Source organism: Blastomonas sp., from assembly GCF_041747255.1.
In the GTDB taxonomy this organism is placed as follows: Bacteria; Pseudomonadota; Alphaproteobacteria; order Sphingomonadales; family Sphingomonadaceae; genus Blastomonas.
Window position 1 is genome coordinate 1 of the sequence record NZ_JBGTFM010000177.1, and the last position, 2,449, is coordinate 2,449.

Consider the following 2,449-nt stretch of genomic DNA (forward strand, 5'->3'; position numbering starts at 1 on the left):
TGCCACTTCGTGCGCGCAGTCACCAGCTTGTGGCGGATCGCCTGATGCTGGCTGATCGGCTTGCCGAACTGCACGCGTTCCTGCGCATAGGCCCAGGCCTCGTCGATGGCGGCGCGCACGATGCCTAATGCAACGGCGGAAATCTCCAGCTTCTCGACATCAAGCGCGCGGCCCGCGAGCAGCTTCCAGCCCCGGTTCCACATCGCCTCGCCGCCGACAATTGCATCGAGCGGCAGGCGCACATTGTCGAAAAAGACGTCCTGGCTGTGCGTGTAGCGCAGGTTCACATGTTCGATATCCTGCATCGTCACACCGGGCGCATCGGTCGGAACCAGCACGAACGACAGGTTCTTGTAGCGGTCCTCCGCCGGGCCAGAGCGAACGAGACAGTAGATGTAATCGGCCCAGTCGGCGCCTGTGCACCAGCGCTTGGCGCCGTTGATTACGATGTCGCCACCCTCGCGCACCGCGCGCGTCTCCACGCTGGCCAGATCCCCGCCGACATTGGGTTCGGACAGGCCATAGGCGAAGAACAGCTCTCCTTTCGCGAGGCGTGGCAAAAATGTGGCCTTTTGCTCGGGCGAACCGTTTTCAGACAGGTTCATGCCGCCGTAGAAGCTTGTGTGGATGAAGGGACCTGCCAGACACGGGCCAGCGGCGGCGAGTTCCTCAATCACCGCGATGGCCGCGACCAGATCCTGCCCTGCCCCGCCATATGTTTCGGGCACGGTCAGCGCGGTGAGGCCGAGTGCGTTCAGCTTGGCATAGACATCACGCGGCCAGCGCGCCGCCTTGTCCCACGCCTGCCGTGCCTCACGCGGGGCATGTTCGGCGAGAAACCGCTGCAGCGTGGCGCGCAAAGCAGAGATGTGATCGGGCTCGTCAGCGAAGGTTTGTGAGGTCATGGGTGCACGTCCTTATCCCGCTCCCATCGGGAGAGGGTTGCGCAGACTTGGGGCTGCATAGCGGCCCCTAGTCGAAACTGGGTGAGGGGATAGCCCCTTAAAGTCTGCATCAATCGCCCTCATCCTGGTTCGGCTAAGCCCGGATTGCATCCGGGCCAAGCCTGCCCGATCCTTCTCCCGGCGGGAGAAGGAAAACTCACTCCCCCGTCAGCTTGGGCGCGCGCTTCTCGGCCAGCGCCGCCACCGCCTCGCGCCGGTCGCCGAGGAAGTTCGAGACGCTTTCCCAGCCAATCGCCGCGTCCATCATCTGCGCGGCCAGCGCGCGTAAGGGTATGTTGGTGACGGTCTTGGTCCAGCGCACCGCCCATTTGGGGTTGGCCTGCAGCTTGGCGATAATCTCACCCAGCTTGGCGTCGAGCTGATCGCCCGGCACCGCATGGTTGATCAGCCCGAGCGCCTTGGCCTCGGCAGCGGTGAGCATGTCGCCGGTCATCAGCAGCTCCTTGGCGCGGGCATAGCCGATCAGCTGCGGCCAGATCAGCGCGCCGCCATCGCCCGCGACCAGCCCAACCTTGACATGCGGATCACCGATCAGCGCCTTTTCGTCCGCCACGATGATGTCGCACAGCAAGGCAATCGTCGCGCCAAGCCCCGCTGCCGCGCCGTTCAACCGGCACAGGATCGGCTTTTCCATCTCGAGCAGGCTGGTGACGATGCGCTTGGCATCCCAGGCGATGGCGCGGAAGCTCGCCGGATCGTCGATCTGCTGCTGGAACCAGGCGAAATCGCCGCCAGCACAAAAGGCACGCCCCTTTGCGGTCAGCACGATGATGTCGCTGCCATCATCGCGCTGGAGATCGGTGAACACCCGCGCCAGTTCATCGTGCATCGGGCCATCGACGCCGTTGACGGGGTGGTCCGAGGTGATGATCGCGTGGAGCACCCGGCCGTCGCGCTCGAACGTGAAGCGGCTGTAGCTCTGGTCTTCGATACAGAAGGAGGCGCTCATGCCGCGTCCTCCAGCCGCACCAGCCGCCGTCCAAAATTGGCGCCGGTGAATAACCCGCAAAAGGCGTGCGGCAATTGCTCCAGCCCGTCGAAAAATTCCTCGCGATAGACCAGCTCGCCTGCACGGATCATCTCGCCCATTTCGGCCTGCGCCGCACCAAATTGCGGCAGGTCATCGAACACCACCAGCCCGCGCATCGTCAACCGCTTGGCGATGAACTCGGCGGTGTTGGTGATGCCGGGGCGCTGATCGTGCGGCGTGTTATAGTCGGCGACCTGGCCCGAGACGACGATGTGCCCGTTGATCCGCATCAGCGGCAGCACCCGGTCGATCATCGCATTGCCAACATTGTCGAACAATAGGTCGACACCTTTGGGCATGGCCCCGGCGATCGCCGCGCCAAGGCGTCCTTCGGCCTTGTAATCGATCGCCGCATCAAAGCCGCAGGCCTCGACCAGCCAGTCGCATTTGTCCCTGCCACCCGCCACGCCGACGACGCTGGCCGCGCCCATCGCGCGCGCCAGCTGCCCAGCGG

At 64.4% G+C, this 2,449-nt stretch carries 3 protein-coding genes; all 3 read right to left on the reverse strand.

Translation table 11 applies throughout. The features are described 5' to 3' along the window. On the reverse strand, positions 1–905 hold a 905-nt coding region (locus tag ACEW8G_RS06320), incomplete at its 3' end, for an acyl-CoA dehydrogenase family protein (RefSeq protein WP_373487589.1). 196 nt (positions 906–1,101) lie between these two features. Continuing rightward, a complete protein-coding gene (locus ACEW8G_RS06325) occupies positions 1,102–1,914 on the reverse strand; it encodes an enoyl-CoA hydratase/isomerase family protein (RefSeq protein WP_373487590.1) in 813 nt (270 codons plus the stop codon). Next, positions 1,911–2,449: zinc-binding dehydrogenase (locus tag ACEW8G_RS06330; protein WP_373487591.1), on the reverse strand; the 539-nt coding region annotated here is incomplete at its 5' end. The genes ACEW8G_RS06325 and ACEW8G_RS06330, both read right to left, overlap by 4 nt.

What these genes read in the sequence shown, in the direction of transcription:
- ACEW8G_RS06325 (WP_373487590.1), bottom strand. Translation starts at nt 1,914, where the DNA reads ATGAGCGCCTCCTTCTGTATCGAAGACCAGAGCTACAGCCGCTTCACG.